This window comes from Winogradskyella undariae, from assembly GCF_013285155.1.
Classification (GTDB): Bacteria; Bacteroidota; Bacteroidia; order Flavobacteriales; family Flavobacteriaceae; genus Winogradskyella; species Winogradskyella undariae.
The window spans coordinates 130,169-148,314 of record NZ_JABTEL010000010.1; the positions used below are offsets into that span (position 1 = coordinate 130,169).

An 18,146-nucleotide genomic window follows, 5' to 3' on the forward strand; every position below is an offset into this window, starting at 1 on the left:
TTTTGTTTTAGTGTTTAGTTTTAAGGGTTTTATCGTAAATTCCGTATAACATTAAAGTCGCCAGAGGCAATAGACCATGCGGCAATCTGTAAACTGTTAAATAAGTGAAGTGATGAATTGAGTTCAGGAAAAAATCATAGTTAAAACCAGCAACTATTCTTGCTAGCGCCGTTAAAATTCCCCAAATAATGATGTAAATAAAAGCAGGCTTCACCAATTTAGGAATGAATAGAAAAGCAGCTGCTATTACATCTAAAAGTCCAACCACAAATAATAATTGTCTAGCAAGAGTTTCTGTTACACCTAATATTTTAATGGTCATATCTATAAAATGACCTGGTACATATATTAATCCCATTGCAAAAAGTCCATGTGGAATAAACGTCAATGCGATAGATACTTTTAACCAAAAAATAAGTTTCTGCTTATTAAGTGTTTCAAAATCTTTAGTAAAGAAGAGTACTAAAGGTGCCGCAAATTGCATGGTAAGCTCAAAGAATTGTAAGAAGTCATAGTTCTTATCTTTCACCATACACACACCAAGTATAAATAAGATGAATAAACTAAATCCTATAATGCTCTTTTTAAGTCTTACATAAGGAATCTGTTTCCAAAAGAGACTTACAAATGCAGACACAAATAATGTGATACTAAAAAACAAGGTAAGATTAGCTATGCCTTTGTTTGTTTTAGAACTCGTAGCATAATCATACCACGCTGTGTTAAAAACATTCTCGACAATAGGACTCATTAAGCTTTCATCCCAAAGGATAGCTCTAAAAGGTGCTCCGAAAAAATAAAATTGGTAGGCTCTTGCTATAAAGATTAGAAAAGCACAAATCTGGATTATAAAAAAGGGTTTCAGTTTCATTTAGCAAAAAAATGAAATTAAAACCCTTAAACTATTATGTAAATGTTATTCGATAATTATAATATCTACATGATAATGTTACCTATATTATTAAATTATTATCTGAATCTAATTTTAATACTAAAATGATAGCTGTTACATATTTTTCAATTATAAAATTAAATGCTTTTGTTTAAAAAACTTAGTTTTCTTTCACAAACTCTAAAGCACGTTTTTCATTATAATACACATTTCCCTTATCTATAAACGCAACATGACCACCATATTTTGGCATTTCTAAATACACATTTGCACTCTCTTTTGCTTCTTTTACAGGATAGCATCCCGATGATAAAAAGGAATCATTAAGGGCATTAATGATTAAAGCTGGAATTTTAATATTAGGTAAAAACTGTGAACAACTTGATTTTTCATAATAATCAAAAGCATCTTTAAAACCATGTGCTTTTGCCGTATAAACATCATCAAAATCTTTCAAAGTTTTAATGGCATTAAAATCGGCTATAGATATATCATTAGGAAATTGCTCTAACTTAGGCTTCAATTTATCTTTTAGATGTCCTAAAAATCGAATCGCATAATGTTTATTCTTCAAGCTTAGTAATTCACCACAAGAACCTTTTAAATCACAAGGTGAGGATACAGCGATAACAGATTTTAATTCCGTAGGAAGTGTTCTACCCTCTCCCACGTATTTTAATACCATATTGGCACCTAAACTAATTCCTTTAATATAGACTTCATTATATTGTCCTTTAGACAAAACATGCTGTACAACGGCATCTAAATCTTCAGTAGCACCAGAATGGTAACTTCTAAATAACCTATTTGGCTCTCCACTACAGCTTCTAAAATTTACAGCGCAAGCATCTATATTGTTTTCATTAAATAGTTTTGCTGCTCCGGTAATATAAGGGCGTTGTGCACGACCTTCTAAACCGTGAAGTAAAATAATAACTTTATTAGATTTTTCCTTGGCATAGCTCCAATCTAAATCTAAAAAATCGGTATCTTCTAAAATGATACGTTCTCTTGTTTGCTCTACGCCTTTTACCTTTCTTACTAAACCTGAAAACACGGTTGATACAAAACTTTTTCTTGCCCAAAATGGCGGTTTGTAGGTAGATTCTATTACTGGCATCTTTCTTTATTATCTGTATTTGAGTTTATTCTATTAACCTTGCTTATCGTCAGTTCGAGTGAAATTGCTTTTTTGCAATTTTGTATCGAGAATATTTTAAAGCATTAATTACTAAAAACTTCTCGATACAATTTCTCATGCTTCGAAATCACTCGAAGTGACAACTCTGATGTGATTGTTATATATTATTTAAGCACAGTAAACTCAATTGCTGAGTCATTATACACTTTATGTGTTTGTTTCTTAAAATCTGATTCCTTAGCTTCAAAAATATTATCTACATAAGTCTGTGGATTTGCATCTATATAAGGAAAGAATGTACTCTGTATTTGTACTTGAATTTTATGTCCCTTTTTAAACGTATGAAACACATCTTGTAACTTTATGTTAACTGCTGTTTTCTCATTTGGAATAAATGGCTCTGGTTCTGACATACTGTTTCTAAAACGACCACGTAACACTTCACTTCTCACCATCATATGGTAATTACTAAGCTTTAGATGATCTTGAACATCTTCTGTATTTTTAGTATCTGCCGGATATACATCAATCACTTTTACAATCCAATCTGCTGCTGTTCCTGTGGTAGAAACCTTCAATTTTGCTAAAATATCACCTGCTAATGTAACATCACCTCCTAAAACTTCTGTTTCAAAAGTTAACACATCTGGACGTCTCGAAGCAAAACGTTGATCGTCTGTCATAAATTTACGTGGTGTAAATCCAACACCTATATCTTCAGTATATGGTACTGGTTTCATTGGATCACTAACAAAATCAGATATTGCTATCATACGATTTTCTTGTTGTGTTAAACGCTCGTAAGGTTGCATAAAGTAATCTTCTTTAGTTGTGTTTTCTGGTGGCCAAGTTTCAAAAGATTGCCATTCTTTTGTCCCCGTATTAAACATTTGCGCTTCAGCTAAACTAGTATCTCCATTAGCTTCACCTTTTAAGAAATGATTAAAGAACTTCGTTTCAATATTCTTCTGAAAGTAATCAGATATACCGTCTCCAAAATGAATATTACCAACCACTTGTCTTTCACTATTTCTAGCCCAATCACCATGACTCCATGGTCCAAAAACTACGGTATTGTAATTATTGCTATTCTTTTCTATAGCTTTATAAGTATTAAAAGGTCCGTATAAATCTTCCGCATCAAACAAACCTCCAACAATCATTGTTGCTGGTTTTATATCTTTTAAATATTGAATAATTCCTCTAGACTTCCAGAAGTCATCATAAGTAACATGTGTTTTCAGTTGCTCCATAAACACATTGGTACTATCGTAGAATGTATCTAATTTACTTAACGGCATATGATCTAAGAAAAACTGATGCTGGTCTTCTGTTTGTAAATTTGGTAATGTATACCAAGATTCAGTTGTGGGTTGATCTTTCATATAACCAAATAAACCTGTTGCTCTCCAATAACTTAACATGTATGCACCATTATGAATAAAATCATCAAAGAAAAAATCACCAATACACGCTTGTGGTGAAACCGCTTTTAATGCAGGATGCGAATCTAAAAGCGAATAAGTGGCATAGAATCCTGGGTACGAAATTCCGTAAGTCCCAACATTACCGTTATTATGTGCTACATTATTTACTAACCATTCAATAGTATCGTAGGTATCACTAGCCTCATCAAATTGTTTTCCTGTTTTATTAGGAATGTAAGCACGCATATTATCATAAACACCTTCACTATTCCAACGTCCTCTAACATCTTGATAAACCATAATATTACCTTCTTCCATAAGGTATTTATTAGGACCTATTTTGCTTTTAAACTGATCTTCACCATAAGGTTTACAACTGTATGGTGTACGCATCATTAACATCGGATACGTCTTAGAGGTATCTTTTGGGCTATAGATTGTAGTGTGTAATTTTATACCATCTCGCATGGTAATCATGACTTCTTTCTTGGTGTAATTATCTTTAGCAAACGTATTTTCTACTTGAGCAACTTTAACATTAGAATCTGTTGACTTTGTTTCTTGACAATTTGTAAGAGTGAATACAATTAGGGTAATGAGTAAAATTCTTTTTATCATAATAACGTTTTATTTTTTGAAAGGTTTAAAGATATATATTTTGAATTTATAGCTGTTAACTTCTAAACATTACAGCAAATAATGAAACCTTAATTAACTTCAACAGAAGTAAACTCAAATTTACCACCATTAAATAAACCTTTATCACTCAGTTTTAAAGCAGGAATAACAAGCAATGCCATAAATGATAAACTCATATAAGGTGCATGAAGTTTACTCCCTAATTGTTTAGCCATTTTGTCTAATTCGGCATATTGTTTACCAATAATTTCGGCATTTTTATCACTCATAATTCCAGCAACAGGAAGCGCAACTACTTTCTGTTCCGTATCGCTCACCGCACAAATTCCGCCTTCATTTTCTATTAATAGATTCACGGCTTTACAAATCGATTCGTCCGAAACACCAATAGCTATGATGTTATGAGAATCGTGACCTACAGAACTTGCAATAGCACCTTCTTTTAGTCCATAATTTTTAATAAATGCAATAGCAGGTTTATCATTTTTATAACGATTAACAACGGTCATTTTTAGAACATCTGTTTCTGTATTAGAAACTAAATTACCATCTTTAATTGTAGATGCCGTAACGATTTCATCAGTAACTAATTCGCCATCTAAACACTCAATAACCCTAATTTCTTTAGCTTCAGATTCATATTTAAAATCAGAAACTTCTTTTTTATCCGTGTTGAAGTTATTCAAATTTTGAAATTCAACATGCTTTATTTTTGAAGTTTCATTTGCATAAACCGCTTCCCCATTAATATAAGTCTCAAGCGTTTTAAAATCTTTTAAATCTTCTACAACAATACAATCTGCGGTATCGCCTTCATTCAATAAACCAACATCTAAACCGTAATGCTTTACCGGATTAACACAAGCAGCTTGCAACACTTTAAAAACGTCATTTCCTTTAGCTACAGCTCTTGCACAAACCTGATTAATATGCCCTAATAATAAATCATCGGGATGTTTGTCATCACTACAAAACATCATATTTTGGTAATGTTCATCGAGTAAAGTAATTAAAGCTTCAAAATTCTTAGCCGCACTACCCTCGCGGATAATCACTTTCATACCCTTTTGTAGTTTTTCTAAACCTTCTTCAAATGTAAAACACTCGTGATCTGTAGAAATTCCCGCAGAAATATATTTCGTTAAATCATCACCCCGTAATCCTGGCGCATGGCCATCTACAGGTTTATTATAGTGTTTTGCCCATTCTATTTTTTTCAATACTTCAGCATCGTCATAAATAACGCCTGGGTAATTCATCATTTCTGCCAAATACTTAATATCCGGATTTGCCATTAAAGTTTTAATGTCATCAGAATCGATAACCGCTCCTGCCGACTCAAAACTTGTAGCTGGCACACAAGATGGCGCACCGAAATTAAATTTGAATGGTGTTTTTTTACCGTTTTCAATCATAAATTCTACACCTACAACACCCAAAACATTTGCAATCTCATGCGGATCAGAAACTGTAGAAACAGTTCCGTGTTTTACAGCAATTTTAGCAAACTCTGAAGGCACCAACATAGAACTTTCAATATGAATATGTGCATCTACAAAACCAGGTAAAATGTAATGGTTTTCACTACAATTCTTTTCTTCAATACTTTTAATTTTTCCGTTTTCAATAGTAACTTCACCTTTAAAAATTCTACGGTTTTGTATATCTACGATGTTTCCTTTTAATTTCATAACTTCTATGTGGTTTCTGCATTACATACAGAATGATAATTAATTTTATTAGGCTTTAACTGTCTGCGCCAGATATTAAGATTTAAACTCTATTTTTAAAATAGAATGCGTTGATTTGGTTACTTTAAAACGATCATCAGCACGTTTACCAACAACCCAAACCACATTTTTATTCGAGGTAAGCAACCAGGTATTTTCTTTTTCAACTAAAGAAAACTTTTCATCTTTAAGATATTTGCTCAGCTTCTTTTTTCCATTCATCCCTAAAGGTTGAAAAAAATCACCTTCCCTCCACAGTCGCAATTCTAACGGAAAACTTACCTTTTCCTTATCTATATATAAGGCGTTATCGTTTTCACTGTCTATAGATTCTATAGGTTGAATTATTAATGTACCAGAAGGAATTTCTACTTCAGAATCTTGTTCTGTTATTAAAATTCTTACTTCACTTAATTCAGAATCCTTTAAGCCGGTAAGAATTAAAAACTCACGATGTTTTATTAACCGATGGGAATTAGATTGGATTAATTTCCCGGATTGCGCATCTAATAAGTCAACGATATCATTCCATTCTGTAAATCCGTAATCTTTAAATATTTCAAATAAATAAGCTTTAGGATTGTTAAGTTTTTTAAATTCTGAAACCCTGTATGTATTGCCATTTTCGTCTTTAGAAACTAAAGCTCTTTTTAAAACGGCTGACAAACTTTCTTCTACAATAGCTGCCGTATCACTTAAATTAGTGAGTGTATTTTGAAAACTATCTAACAAATTTGGGTTAATCTGTTTTAAAACGGGTACCACTTCGTGACGTAATTTGTTTCTTAAATATTTACGAGAGGCATTACTCGCATCTTCTCGCCATGTAATATTTTCTTCTTGGGTAAAAGCTTCAATCTGATGTCTAGAAAACGGCAATAATGGTCTTACAATATTTCGGTTAATCATCGGGATTCCGGTTAAACCATTTAATCCTGTACCACGCGTAAAATTAATAAGGAAAGTCTCTAAATTATCGTCAGCATGATGCGCTGTAAGTATATAATCGTAGTTTAATTGTTGCGCTAATTCTGCAAACCAATCGTAACGAAGCTCACGCGCAGCCATCTGAATAGAACATTTATTTTTATCTGCATAGGCTAACGTATCAAAATTCTGAACAAAAACCTCAACTTCTAACTGCTCTGCAAGAGCAACTACAAAAGCTTCGTCTTTATCACTTTCTTTTGCTCTTAAATTAAAATTACAATGCGCCAAAGCGAAATTTAACTCTAAAGATTGACATAATTTGGCCAATACAACACTATCTATTCCGCCTGAAATGGCAATAATAAGCTTGCTTTCTTTTAGAATAGAAAGCTTATTTTCTATATGATTTTTGAAGTCTTTATACACCTTTCAAAGGTATTGAATTTTATTGTTTCTGAAATTGAAGTCTTATTAAAAATAATATAAAATATGATTTTAAGCTCACTAACAAATGATAATTATCATATCTCAAAAATTTGATTATCGTTATCTTTAAATTAATTTAAAATCTAGAAGTTATGGCAACTATAAATAATATAAAACCAAAATATACACAAACTAATTTTGACAAAAAGGTACTTTCCGCTCTTCCTCATTTACATCCTTATGTAAAACATAGAATTTATATTGCTGAAACCACGGGTATTTTACCTAAAAACATGTTTTCTTCTAATGGGCTTATAGACGAAAGTATTATTATTCTTTATAGTGAAGAATTTGATAGAAATGCTGATGCAACGGCTATTAGGTTAGCGTTATTTAAGATTGTAGATAATTACATGAATGGGTTATTTAAAGAAGAAGCACATCATAAAAACACCATAAGTACAGATACTTTTTTGAATAAGGAATTGTCTAAATTGAGTCAAGATTATACCATTGATGCCGATTTCGATTTTATTCTTAACACAGAATTAAATGACATTTCTTATAATCAAAACGAAAATGAACCTTTGCATTTATATGCCGATAAAGAAATCTCTATATTAAACGCATTTGAAGTGGAAGATTTATCTTCTACTCCAACTGATCAAGTCTTCGGACAACTTTACAACTGGCTACCTTTTAATGTTTCTAATATTGTGGATTTACATGTTATTGGTAAATTAGATTTTGAATCTATTGCTAAAATTAAAAATATAGAAACTAAACGTATTATTTCAATTTTTAATAAAGTGAAACGTACTTTTAGAAGACATATTGGATAATAGATTGAAAGTTTGAAGTCTTTGTGTAGCGCTGTGAACTGAATTGTATTACTCAGATTTCCAAAGAGAAAAACACAGAGATACACAGAGACTTTTAGGTTGTAAATATTTGATCTGATTCGTGAAAACTCATGTAAAAACAGTTTGTTTACTGGATAGTTTTACGCGAAGTTTCACAGAGTAAACACAGAGGTACACAAAGACTTTTAGGTTTATAATTAAAACAAAGCTAAAACTAAAATCTAATTCTCTAAAGCCTCACGCATGGCTTTGGCTTTAGTTAAACATTCTTCATATTCTTTAATAGGATCACTTTTAGCAGTAATAGCGCCACCTACAGAATAAGAAATGTATTTGTTAGTTGCATTATAAAGAATACTTCTAATAATAACGTTGAAATCAAAATCGCCAGTTGGTGTAAAATAGCCTACGGAACCAGAATACAAACCTCGTTTGGTTTCTTCTAAATCTTCAACAATAGTCATTGCTGAAATTTTAGGAACACCCGTCATGCTTCCCATCGGGTAACTTGTTTTTATAATATCTACAGAATGTGTTTCTTCTGTTACTTTTGAAGATACCGTAGATATCATTTGATGCACTTGCATAAAAGAATGTACTTTGCAAAGTTCCTCAACCTTTACGCTGCCTTTAATTGCGGTATGGGACAAATCATTACGCACCAAATCTACAATCATAATGTTTTCGCTACGTTCCTTTTCATCTTTCGCTAATTCAGTTTTTAATCTTTCATCTTCAACGGTATCTAAAGATCGTTTTGCGGTTCCTTTTATCGGCTGAGAAATAATTGAATATCCTGTTTTCTGAATATAACGTTCTGGCGAAGCAGATAATAAGTATTTGTCATTATATTTTAGAAAAGTTGCAAACGGTGGTTTAGAAATTGCGTTTAATTTATTAAAAGTTTCAAGTGGATTAATTACACTGTCTTCTGCATAAAATTCTTGACAAAAATTAGCTTCATATATATCTCCACGGTGAATATGCGCTAACATTTTATCTAACTTTTCAAAATAAGAATCTTTATGAATTCTTAGTTTTATTTTAATTTCATTCTGAAGCTTTTCAGTACATTTATTTGATAAATTTTGAATCTCTAGTAAATCACTTTCAATTTCATCATCTACCATTTTTAGATACTGAACTTCAACTTGATTCCCTTTAATTAGAAACAACTTTTGAGGCTGAAAAAAATACAAATCAGGAAATTCTAAACCATCAAAATTATTCGACTTTAAACGTTCTGTTGTGTTTTTTAAATCGTAAGTGAGGTAACCGAAAATCCAATCTTTTGTTGTGGTTTGGTATTCTTTTAGACGTTCAAAAGCATCATAATAATCTGTATGAATTGCCGTAAAGCCTTCTACAGCCAAAACCGCATCGTAATTACTATATTTATCTTGGTGGTGGTTGGAATCTAACCATACAACATCTATAAATTGCTGACTCCAAAGCAATGCGTTTTGCTTAAAGTTTTCAATGTCTTCTATTTGGTGAATTTCTGTTGTTCTCAATGTTAAAATAATTGCTGCAATTTACCTAAATTAAAAGAAAATCATTTGGCTAATTTGTAAGAGTTTTTAATTATGAAGTATTGTTAATAAAACAAAAAATATTATTCTATTTATTCCTATTCTTGTGGTACTAAAAAAAGAAATCTTAGTACTTTTACGGCATGATATCAGTTGTATTACTTGGTGCAGGCAATGTAGCCACACACTTATATAAAGCATTTATGAATGCTGAAAATGTTTCGATTACACAATGGTATAATCGAACACGTGCTTCAATTTCTTCGTATGCAAATGAAGTTGACATTACAGATTCTTTAGAGGAATTAAAAGAAGCAGACCTTTATATTATTGCTATTAGTGATGATAATATTGCAGAATTCTCTACCGAATTACCTTTTACAAATCGGTTTGTGGTGCATACCTCAGGAAGTGTTGCCATGCATGATATTGATAAAAAAAATAAGATAGGTGTTTTTTATCCGCTTCAGACGTTTTCTAAAGATGCAGATATCAATTTTTCTGAAGTTCCTATTTGTATTGAAGTATATGACAAAGAAGATCTTCAATTATTAAAAGATTTAGTAAAAGCCGTTGGATGCAAACCTCATAAAATAACAACAGAACAAAGGCAAACGCTTCATTTAGCAGCTGTTTTTGTAAATAATTTTACAAACCAATTGTATAGAATTGGACACGAAATCTGTGAAACCAAAAATATAGAGTTTAACATCTTACACCCTTTAATTGAAGAAACGGCTAAAAAAATTCAAGGAATGTCTCCTTTTATGGCACAAACAGGTCCTGCAAAACGGAATGATAAAAAAACCATTAAGCGACAGTTAAAACTGATTGAAAAAGAAGAACACGAATCGATTTATAAATTACTTACGTCTTCTATAAAAAGAACACACGGATTTAATTCTACAAGAATCAATAAAACAACAAAAAACAGCAAATAATGAGCGACGATAAAAGTTATAAAGAATACTTAGCAGACATAACCACCTTTATTTTTGATGTTGATGGTGTACTAACTGATGGTACAATAACCGTTACAACAGAAGGTGAAATGTTAAGAACCATGAATATTAAAGACGGATTTGCTCTAAAAACAGCTATTGATACAGGGTTTAACCTTTGTATAATTTCTGGCGGTTCTAATGAAGGCGTAAGAAAACGTTTAGCTGGCTTAGGTATTAAAGACATCTTTTTAGGCGCACATAATAAAATTGAACAGCTTGATACTTACTTGAGTGAAAATAATATTTCAAAATCTCAAGTCTTATATATGGGAGATGATATTCCTGATTATCCTGTAATGGAATTGGTAGGAATGCCATGTTGTCCTCAAGATGCTGTGCCAGAAATTAAGGCTATTTCAAAATATATTTCACATAAAAATGGTGGAAAAGGTGCTGTTAGAGATGTTATTGAGCAAGTTCTTAAAGTTCAAAACAAATGGAATAAGAATTTTAGCGCTAAATACGATTAATAAAAAATTAAAGACAAAATAAGACCGTTATAATTGCTAACGTTACCTTTATTAACTTCTTATTATTTATATATCACAATATAATCTTACTAAAATTTCAAATGATTCATATACTTAAATTAATTCGTTGGAAAAACCTATTAATGATTGCTATAATGCAATACTTAATTAAATATGCGCTTTTAATCCCTTTTAAAGAAAGTCACGGTGTATTAACAACCTTAAGTGATTTTAATTTTTTCTTATTAGTTTTCGCAACGATATGCATTGCTGCTGGTGGTTATATTATTAATGATATATATGATGTAGAAACAGATAAAATAAATAAACCTGAAGAAGTTATTGTAACTAAATATATTACCGAAAATAATGCATCAACATTATTTATAATTCTTAATATTATTGGTGTTGGTATTGGGTTTTACTTGGCTAATGGCATTGGAAAACCTACTTTTTTTGCTGCATTTTTTATTGCTTCTGCCTTACTTTATATTTATTCTACGTCATTAAAACAGATTGCTGTAGTTGGTAATATTGTGGTGTCTTTAGTTGTGGCATTAAGTATTTTGTTAGTTGGTATTTACGAAATAATTCCGGCAATGAACTTCAGTAATAAAGCTACACAAATGACATTTCTAAATATTATAAAAGACTATGCTATTTTTGCTTTTATGATTAACTTTTTAAGAGAATTAGTTAAGGACATTGAAGATATGGATGGTGATTATAAAGCAGGAATAGAAACACTTCCTATTTTAATTGGTAAAGATCGTGCTAATAAGTTGATAATAGCATTGTCTCTAATTCCTATTTTTTCTATTACTTATTATGTTATTACCTATTTATTTAAACAACAAATTGTAGTCGCTTACTTCTTAATATTAGTAATTGCACCATTAATTTATGTCACCATAAAATTATTTAATACAAAACAAAAATCGCAATACAAACATATAAGCTTAATATTAAAACTTGTAATGTTAACAGGGATGTTCTCATTACTTCTTTATAATTTTATATTGAAATAATTATGATTAACGATACACTTAAAGATTTCAATATTATTCTCGCTTCAGGTTCACCACGTCGTCATGCTTTTTTAAAAGAAATGAATCTCGATTTTGAAATTAGGCTTAAACCTGTTGAAGAAATTTTTCCTGAGCATTTAAAAGGTGAAGCAATAACCGATTTTTTAGCTAAACTAAAAGCTGAACCTTTCCTCGAAAACCTTCAAAATAAAGATATTCTTATTACAAGCGATACTATTGTTTGGTCAGAAAATAAAGCACTTGGTAAACCTAAAGACGAAACAGATGCTTTTAATATGATTAAATCTCTAAGCCATAAAACGCACGACGTTGTTACGTCAATTTGTTTTACTTTAAAAACCGAACAACACATTGTTAACACCACAACAAAAGTAACTTTTAAGGCTCTAACTGATGAAGAAATTTGGTATTACGTTAACACCTATAAACCCTTAGATAAAGCTGGTGCTTATGGTATACAAGAATGGATTGGTGCTATAGGAATTACAAATATTGAGGGTTCTTATAATAATGTTGTTGGCTTACCAACACATTTACTTTACAAAACGTTAAATAGCATTGCTAAAGCAGTTTAGAAGCTTATCTTTATTAGACTATTATTATTTATCATTCTGTGATAAAACCTTGTGTTTAAGAGAATTTAAAATACTGAATATCATGATAAAGATTACAAAAAACAAAGCACCATACGTTTTACTTATTGGAACTTTTTTAAGCCTTACGTCTTGTAACGAAAATAAGACTACAACTTCAGAGTCAATTGCAATTACTGAAGCTAAAACTGAAATATTAAAACCTAAAGCTAAATTATCTAAAGACTTTAAAGATTATTGGTACAATGGTGATGCAGAAATAACATCTTATAAATTAGAGCAAGCTCGCTATGGTGAAATTAGAGAAGGTTCTGCTATTTTAGTTTTTGTAACCGAAGATTTTTTACCCGAAAAACAAGTCAAAGCAGATAATTATAGCGAGAACAACATACCTGTTTTAAAAGTGAATGCAACAAAGAATTTTAACACAGGTATTTACCCCTACTCTATTATGCAAAGCACGTTTTATCCTGTTGTAGATAACCAACATGCTATAAAAGTCACGACTTCGGTTCAAGAATGGTGTGGGCAAACTTATATGCAACTCAACAATCGTGATAATTTTGAAATACAGTCGCATTCTTATTTTCAAAACCAAGCTGATCAATCTTTTAAGATAGAAAAAGCACTCACAGAAAATGAATTATGGGCTAAGCTAAGAATTAACCCTAAAAGTCTTCCTGTCGGACAAATAGATATAATTCCGGCTATGGAATATATCAGATTAAATAATATAGCCTTTAAACCTCATAAAGCACTTGCTAGTTTAAAAAATGACAGTTACACAATATCTTATGATGAATTAGGTAGAACTTTAAAAATAAATTTCAATCAAAATTTCCCTTATGAAATTGAAGGTTGGGAAGAAACTACAATTCATGGTTTAGGTGCAAATGCTAAATCACAAACCACAAAAGCTTCAAAATTAAAGACTATAAAATCTGATTATTGGAATAAGAAAAGCAATACAGATTCAAACTTAAGAGAAATTTTAAAATTGCAATAAATTATCTAAATTCTAAATTATCTTTCATCGACTAACAATACTTTACATGAACTCTATTTTTAACAATTATCAAGATGAAATTATTTCTACAACAATTTTATTAATTGTACTTTTTATAATTAGAGCCATCATTGTAATTACTGTAAAAAGAATAGGAAGAAAAAGTGGTACAACAGAAGCACGTGCTGGTTTAATAGGGCGTTATGCAACAGTAACACTTGTACTTATAGCCATACTAATTGAGGCTTTTATTCTTGGTGCACAAACTAGAGATGTTACTCTGGTTTTTTCTTCTGTTTTTGCTGTTATCGGTATTGCTCTCTTTGCCATTTGGTCTATTTTAAGTAATGTTACCTCTGGTGTTATCATGTTTTTTTCGTTTCCATATAAGGTTGGAGACAAAATAAAAATTCACGATAAAGATTGTCCTGTAGAAGCTATTATTGAAGACATTAGAGCCTTTCAACTTATTCTAAGAGAAGACAATGGAAACTTAATGACTTACCCTAATAATCTTATTCTTCAAAAAGCAGTAACTTTATTGCAAAAAGACGCTCTAGACGATTCTACTATTTTATAACAATGAAGAAAAAGACGATCAAAAAACGTACAGAAAACCATAAAAAGCATACAGGAAAAGCCCCTGGGACTTTAGTTTATACAGGTGTAAAAACAGATAAACTACTTCAAATAGAATCTTTCGATTATACTAAAGAAACACTAAACGAACGTGTATTAACCAATATTCAAGAAGCTAAGTCTTTTAAAAATAGTAATTCAGTAACATGGGTTAATATTGATGGCTTAAATGCTATTAATGAAATTGAAAATATTGGTAAACAGTACGAATTACATCCACTTGTTTTAGAAGATATTGTAAACACAACTCAACGTCCTAAAATTGATGAATACGATGATTATTTATTCATTGTCCTTAAAATGCTTTATTATGATACTGATGAAAACATTGTTATTGAACAAGTTAGTTTTGTATTAGGAGAAAATTACGTCTTGTCTTTTCAAGAATCTGAAGGTGATGTTTTTGATAATGTGAGAGACCGCCTACGTATAGGAAATGGAAGAATTAGAAGCTTAAAATCTGATTATTTACTTTATGCTCTAATAGATGCCGTTGTAGATAATTACTTTAGTATTATTGAGACTTTAGGTAATAAAATAGAAGATTTAGAAACTGATTTATTTGCTGGGAATTCTAGAGAAAACATAAATATTGAAGTACAACAATTAAAACGAGAAATCTTAAAAGTTCGTCGTGCTATTTTTCCACTTCGTGAAATTATAAATCGTGTAGAAAAAGGCGAGCACACATTAATTTACCCAAAGACAATTACCTACTATAGAGATATTTACGATCACCTTATTCAAGTCTCAGAAAACATTGACATCTATCGTGAAATGATCTGGAGTTTAATGGATATGTATATGACCACCATTAGTAATAAGATGAATGAAGTAATGAAAGTGCTGACTATTATGTCATCTATTTTCATCCCTTTAACTTTTCTTGCGGGTATCTACGGAATGAATTTTGAGTACATTCCTGAACTACAACATCGCAATGGTTATTTTATTCTTTTAGGAGTCATGTTACTCATCTTTATTGCGCTGTTAATTTATTTTAAAAGGAAGAAGTGGTTATAGGTAAACTACTTATTGAATACTTAGAATATAAGGATTTCTTAAAATTAACGCAACGTTAAAAAAATCTAAAACAAAGTCTAAAAGTATCAAACTTGGCTATATTTGGAATCCAACTAACTAATAGCCTCATGTTCCAAATTAGACTCTGTCTACTGCTTTTTATAAGCACAATTGTATCCTTACAAGCGCAACAACCCAAAAAACTTAAGTCCTCAGAAATTTACGAAGCTGTTCAAAAACTGAATGTTTTAGGCTCTGTACTTTATATTGCCGCACATCCCGATGATGAGAATACACGTCTTATTTCTTACATGTCTAATGAAGTTAAGGCACGTACAGCGTATTTATCATTAACACGAGGAGATGGAGGTCAAAATCTTATTGGTCCAGAAATTAGAGAACTTTTAGGAGTAATAAGAACTCAAGAATTATTAGCCGCTAGACGTGTAGATGGTGGCGAACAACGCTTTACTAGAGCTAATGATTTTGGGTATTCAAAACACCCCGATGAAACCTTAGAAATTTGGAATAAAGATGAAGTTTTAGCAGATGTTGTTTGGGCTATTAGAGAGTTTAAACCCGATGTTATTATCAATCGTTTCGATCACAGAACACCAGGTACAACACATGGTCATCACACCACTTCGGCAATGTTAAGCGTAGAAGCCTTTGATTTGGCTAATGATCCTTCTAAATACAAATCACAATTAACGGATACAGAAATTTGGCAACCAAAGCGTTTGTTTTACAATACCTCTTGGTGGCGTTATGGAAGTCAAGAAAAATTTGATAAACTAGATAAAAGTAACATGCTTAATTTTGATGTTGGGGTTTATTACCCTAGCAAAGGCATGTCTAACAATGAGGTCGCAGCTTTAGCGAGCAGTCAACACCTTTGCCAAGGTTTTGGTCGTTTAACACAGCGCGGTACACAAGAAGAATATATAGAATTTTTAAAAGGAGATGACTTAAACGGAAGTGAAAATATTTTTGAAGGTATCGATACATCATGGAATCGTGTTGAAGGCGGACAAGCCATTGAAACGTTATTAAAATCTGTTGAAACTAATTTCAATTTTAAAAATCCAGCATCACATTTACCACAGTTATTAGAAGCTTACAAGCTGGTTCAAAATTTAAAAGACGAACATTGGAAAACGGTTAAATCTAAAGAATTAAAAGAAATCATAGAAGCTTGTGCAGGTTTATATTTAGAAGTTTCAGCTAAAAGTCCAAATGCAGCACCAAACTCTGAGGTAACTTTAGACATGGAAGTTATAAACCGAAGTACTTCAAAAATCGAATTGCTATCTTATCATTTATCAACATTACAAAACGGGACTTCTAAAAAAATAACTCTAAAAAATAATCAAAAATTAAATTTTGAAGAACGTATCACTATTCCTCAAAATAGTGATTATACAACGCCTTATTGGTTAAACAAAGAGGCTTCATTAGGAATGTACCACGTTGAAGATCAAAAATTAATAGGTTTACCAGAAACACCAAGAGCTATTTTTGTAGATTTCAACTTATTAATTGAAGGTACACCTATCAGTTTTAAAAAGCCTGTTGTTTATCGCTATTCTAAACCAGATAAGGGCGAATTATACCGACCGTTCGAAATCATACCAATCGTATCTGCAAGTATTAGTGATAAGGTATTTATTTTTGAAAATGATCAACAAAAAGAAATTGAAGTTACTGTAAAAGCTGGTAAAAATAATCTTAGTGGTTACGTACAAATGGCTTACCCTAAAGGTTGGAGTATTTTTCCTGAAAAGCAAAAGATTGAAATTGCAAACAAAGGAGATATCCAAAAAGTTGTTTTCACCGTTATTCCACCTAAAAATCAGAGTGAAGGTTTAATCTCACCAATGGTTAATATTGATGGGCAATTTTATACCGATGAATTAATAGAGATCGATTATGCACATATTCCTTTTCAAACGGTATTAATACCTAGCGAAAGTAAAGTGGTAAGACTAAATATTGAAAAACGCGGTAATAATATTGGTTATATTGAAGGTGCAGGAGATGTTGTACCAGAAAGTTTAAGACAAATCGGTTACAACGTTACCATTATTAAGCCCGAACAAATATCACCAGAAAACCTTGCTAATTTTGATGCTATTGTTGTTGGTATTAGAGCGTATAATATTGTTGAAGATTTAAAATTCAAACAAAAATTCTTATTAGAATATGTTAAAGAAGGTGGAAATTTAGTGGTGCAATACAATACAAGCAGAGGTATTAAAATTGATAATTTAGCACCTTATAATTTAAAATTATCTAGAGATCGTGTTACTGACGAAAACGCAGAAGTTAAAATTTTAGAACCAAATCATCCTATTCTTAATTATCCAAACAAAATAACATCTCAAGATTTTGAAGGTTGGGTACAAGAACGTGGTTTATATTTTCCAAATGAATGGTCTAAAGAATTTACCCCCCTACTCGCTGCACATGATAAAGGTGAAAAATCTAAAAAAGGATCACTATTAGTCGCAAAATATGGCAAAGGAAACTATATCTATACAGGTTTAAGTTTCTTTAGAGAATTTCCTGCAGGAGTTTCTGGTGCTTACCGCCTTTTTGCTAACTTACTTTCTGCTGAAAAAGAAGACACTATCAGTCTTAAAAAATAAAACAAAACTAAAACCGCTTAAACAGAACTGAATGGATAACCAAAGCCGACCTGAGCCTAAACAAAAATGGAGCCATATGTACACAGCTGTACTATTAGCTAATGTACTTTATATTATAATATTCTACTTTATAA

At 31.2% G+C, this 18,146-nt stretch carries 15 protein-coding genes; 9 read left to right on the top strand and 6 right to left on the bottom strand.

What is annotated here, in order from left to right:
• Nucleotides 1–7: 7 nt before the first annotated feature.
• From HSX10_RS13945 to tilS, 5 genes are all read right to left on the bottom strand, one after another.
• Nucleotides 8–871 (bottom strand): hypothetical protein, encoded by an 864-nt coding sequence (locus tag HSX10_RS13945; RefSeq protein WP_173588845.1) that lies wholly within the window; start codon nt 869–871, stop codon nt 8–10.
• A gap of 181 nt (nt 872–1,052) precedes the next feature.
• Complete coding sequence (locus tag HSX10_RS13950; protein WP_173588846.1) at nt 1,053–2,012, bottom strand: YheT family hydrolase; 960 nt, start codon at nt 2,010–2,012, stop codon at nt 1,053–1,055.
• Between the two features lie 185 nt (nt 2,013–2,197).
• The gene (locus HSX10_RS13955) at nt 2,198–4,078 is read right to left on the bottom strand and encodes a CocE/NonD family hydrolase (RefSeq protein ID WP_173588847.1); all 1,881 of its coding nucleotides are present in this window, start codon (nt 4,076–4,078) and stop codon (nt 2,198–2,200) included.
• An 89-nt stretch (nt 4,079–4,167) separates the two neighbouring features.
• Nucleotides 4,168–5,790: an adenine deaminase gene (gene ade, locus HSX10_RS13960; RefSeq protein ID WP_173588848.1), complete on the bottom strand. Its 1,623-nt coding sequence runs from the start codon at nt 5,788–5,790 to the stop codon at nt 4,168–4,170.
• A gap of 75 nt (nt 5,791–5,865) precedes the next feature.
• Entirely contained in the window at nt 5,866–7,185 is a 1,320-nt protein-coding gene (gene tilS / locus HSX10_RS13965; protein WP_173588849.1) for a tRNA lysidine(34) synthetase TilS, read from the bottom strand.
• 152 nt (nt 7,186–7,337) lie between these two features.
• On the opposite strand from tilS, the gene HSX10_RS13970 reads away from it, so the two are divergent.
• The gene (locus HSX10_RS13970) at nt 7,338–8,027 is read left to right on the top strand and encodes a hypothetical protein (RefSeq protein ID WP_173588850.1); all 690 of its coding nucleotides are present in this window, start codon (nt 7,338–7,340) and stop codon (nt 8,025–8,027) included.
• 242 nt (nt 8,028–8,269) lie between these two features.
• Here HSX10_RS13970 and HSX10_RS13975 read toward each other — a convergent pair whose 3' ends face one another.
• Nucleotides 8,270–9,562: an anthranilate synthase component I family protein gene (locus HSX10_RS13975; RefSeq protein ID WP_173588851.1), complete on the bottom strand. Its 1,293-nt coding sequence runs from the start codon at nt 9,560–9,562 to the stop codon at nt 8,270–8,272.
• A 161-nt stretch (nt 9,563–9,723) separates the two neighbouring features.
• Between HSX10_RS13975 and HSX10_RS13980 the strand changes: the two genes are divergently transcribed.
• The 8 genes from HSX10_RS13980 to HSX10_RS14015 all read left to right on the top strand — a co-directional run bounded on the left by HSX10_RS13980 (nt 9,724) and on the right by HSX10_RS14015 (nt 18,012).
• Nucleotides 9,724–10,521 carry a Rossmann-like and DUF2520 domain-containing protein gene (locus HSX10_RS13980; protein ID WP_173588852.1) on the top strand — a complete coding sequence of 266 codons (798 nt, stop codon included), beginning with the start codon at nt 9,724–9,726 and terminating at the stop codon, nt 10,519–10,521.
• The gene (locus tag HSX10_RS13985) at nt 10,521–11,054 is read left to right on the top strand and encodes a KdsC family phosphatase (protein WP_173588853.1); all 534 of its coding nucleotides are present in this window, start codon (nt 10,521–10,523) and stop codon (nt 11,052–11,054) included. Before HSX10_RS13980 ends, HSX10_RS13985 begins: the two co-directional genes overlap by 1 nt.
• A 101-nt stretch (nt 11,055–11,155) precedes the next feature.
• Nucleotides 11,156–12,082 (top strand): geranylgeranylglycerol-phosphate geranylgeranyltransferase, encoded by a 927-nt coding sequence (locus HSX10_RS13990; RefSeq protein ID WP_173588854.1) that lies wholly within the window; start codon nt 11,156–11,158, stop codon nt 12,080–12,082.
• A 2-nt stretch (nt 12,083–12,084) separates the two neighbouring features.
• Complete coding sequence (locus tag HSX10_RS13995) at nt 12,085–12,678, top strand: Maf-like protein (RefSeq protein WP_173588855.1); 594 nt, start codon at nt 12,085–12,087, stop codon at nt 12,676–12,678.
• Between the two features lie 82 nt (nt 12,679–12,760).
• Nucleotides 12,761–13,702 carry a septum formation inhibitor Maf gene (locus HSX10_RS14000; protein ID WP_173588856.1) on the top strand — a complete coding sequence of 314 codons (942 nt, stop codon included), beginning with the start codon at nt 12,761–12,763 and terminating at the stop codon, nt 13,700–13,702.
• Nucleotides 13,703–13,748: 46 nt separating this feature from the next.
• On the top strand, nt 13,749–14,282 hold the full coding sequence (locus HSX10_RS14005; RefSeq protein ID WP_173588857.1) for a mechanosensitive ion channel family protein: 534 nt from the start codon (nt 13,749–13,751) through the stop codon (nt 14,280–14,282).
• A 2-nt stretch (nt 14,283–14,284) separates the two neighbouring features.
• A complete protein-coding gene (gene corA, locus HSX10_RS14010; RefSeq protein ID WP_173588858.1) occupies nt 14,285–15,364 on the top strand; it encodes a magnesium/cobalt transporter CorA in 1,080 nt (359 codons plus the stop codon).
• A 128-nt stretch (nt 15,365–15,492) separates the two neighbouring features.
• The gene (locus tag HSX10_RS14015; protein WP_173588859.1) at nt 15,493–18,012 is read left to right on the top strand and encodes a PIG-L family deacetylase; all 2,520 of its coding nucleotides are present in this window, start codon (nt 15,493–15,495) and stop codon (nt 18,010–18,012) included.
• The last annotated feature ends 134 nt before the right edge of the window (nt 18,013–18,146 follow it).